Here is a 2,148-nt window from a genome sequence, read left to right as displayed (position 1 = left end):
CAAGGAAAGACGCCCCGCTTCCTGCGGGGAAATGCAGGTGCAAGGCCTGCCCAGCGCTCGCTCACGAAGCCCTTCCCCCATCGGGGAAGGGCTTCGTCATGTTCCCGTGTGCCCTGGAGAACTTCAGCGCGGCCCTCACCCGCTATGGCACCGGCATGTATGTCGCGGGCGGCGTCATCCACTTCGCACGGAGCCTTGGCTTGTCGTCGACTCAGGTCGGTACCGGCATCTCCCGGCGCGCTGGCCGCCGCACTATGCATGGTGGATGGGTGCTCGGCTGCCCGGGTGGGGTTGCTGATCGTGGATGACAGGCCGGATGCCGCGTCTTCTCAGGTATTCGCGGCAAGGCCCGTTGCTGTATGCCTACTGCCGGACAGGGCGCGGTCGCGCGCACGCTTGCAGACGGCCGGCCGGACCCGGATCCGAGACCCTGATCTCGGTGAACAGGTCGCGCTGCGGAGGACGGGACCACCGCCGGGGAGGAATCCTGGCCGGAGCCGGACCAGGCGGCTCCTGGGGAGCTGAAGCTGCCCGACGAGGACCTGCCCGACCTGACCCTGCCCGGCCTGCACGCGGCGCCGCTGCCCCCGCCCACCGGCGTACGGGAGTCCGCAGAGCACTCCGTACCCGACCGTGAGGAACAGTCGCAGCCGGGCATGCCCGTCCGGGTGCCGGAGGAGAAGGCCCTGGCGCAGGAGCTGCTGGTGGGGCGGTCGTTGCGGCCGCTGAAGCGGAAGAGGCCGAGCCGGTGGCGGTCCGAACTGGACGAGCGTGCCACCGCCGCCGCGCTGGCGGAGACCTGGCTGCCGGACGTGGTGATGCGCCCGGTGCGCGAGCGCTGGCTGGACCTGGTCCTGGTGGTGGACGACGGGATCTCGATGCTGCTGTGGCAGCGGCTGACTGCGGACATCCAGACGACCCTGCAGCGGCTGGGCGCCTTTCGCTTGCTGCGGGTGTACGGGCTGGACAGCACCGGCCCCGGGGAGCCGATGCTGCGCGGCCGCCCCTTCGATCCGACGAGCGCGCCGCTGTCGCCCTCGCTGTCCGCGGACCCCTCCGGGCGGACGCTCGTACTCGTCCTGAGCGACGGGATGGGCGCGGCCTGGCGCCAGGGGCGGATGCACCCGGTGCTGGCGCGGTGGGCACGCTGCGGGCCGACGGCTCTGGTGCACACCCTGCCGGCCGGCCTGTGGGACTCCTCGGGGATCCAGGCCGACCGCTGGCAGGTCACCACCCGGCACCCGGGCGCGGCCAACTCCCGCTGGCTGACCGCCGACCAGATACTGCCGCCGGACTTGGCGGAGTTCCCCGGGACGCCGGTGCCGGTGCTGGAACCGACGGCCGAGGCGCTGCGCGACTGGGCCCGGCTACTGACCTCGCCCGGGACCACGGTGGGGCTGCCGCTGCTGGGCCCCGCCAGGCTGCGGACCCTGATGGCACCATCCCGGGGCGAGCGCAGGGGGCGCCTCCACGACCACAACCCACGCACCCCGCACGAACTCGCCGAACTGCCGGCGGACGCCTCGTACGAGGAGATCCGGGCCTACACCACGCGCAGCACCGGCGGGCTGGAGGTGCTTGCCCATGCCGCCACCCATTCGACTGCGAGTCCGGCTTACGCGGACGAGTACCGCCGGATCATGGCGATGACGGCCCGCCACTACCCAGTGGTACTCAGCGACTGGACGGGGAGCCGGATCAGCCGGGGCACGCAGACCGTACTGGCGCACACCGACCGGCTGGTGCTGTGCTGCACCAACTCCGAGTACTCGGTCGAGGCCGCGGTCCGCCAACTGGGTGAGCTGCGGGCGGACGGCTGGGAGCGGGTGGCCGACGAGGCAGTGGTGGTGTGCACCGCACTCGGCGGCATCGATCACCTGATGGACGAGCACACCGTGCGGGCCACGTTCGCCACCTCGGCGCGGGTCGTGGTGATCGTACCGTTCGACCTGCACCTGGCGGGTCCTCGGGAGCGGGACCTGTCCAGGCTTCGCCCACGGGCGGCGGAGGCCTTCGCAAAGCTGGCGCAGGAGCTGCTGGTGGGCGCGCCGTAACGACCTCCCCCACGATAGGGAGCGGGCTCCCGACGCCCTGCGACTCCGCTTGCGGCGTTGTCGTCAGTCAACGACGCTCCGCGTCGCCTCCTTC

1 protein-coding gene is annotated in these 2,148 nt (G+C 72.0%); it reads left to right on the top strand.

Annotation, left to right across the window (positions count from 1 at the left end; translation table 11 throughout):
• The first annotated feature begins 521 nt into the window (after positions 1 to 521).
• Positions 522 to 2,054, top strand: a complete 1,533-nt coding sequence (locus ABTZ94_RS37335; protein ID WP_351207877.1) for an SAV_2336 N-terminal domain-related protein — start codon at positions 522 to 524, stop codon at positions 2,052 to 2,054.
• The last annotated feature ends 94 nt before the right edge of the window (positions 2,055 to 2,148 follow it).

The organism is Streptomyces sp. NPDC002785 (assembly GCF_040295565.1).
In the GTDB taxonomy this organism is placed as follows: domain Bacteria; phylum Actinomycetota; class Actinomycetes; order Streptomycetales; family Streptomycetaceae; genus Streptomyces.
The sequence above is the reverse complement of the archived record's forward strand: the minus strand, read 5'-3'. Positions and strand labels throughout refer to the sequence as shown.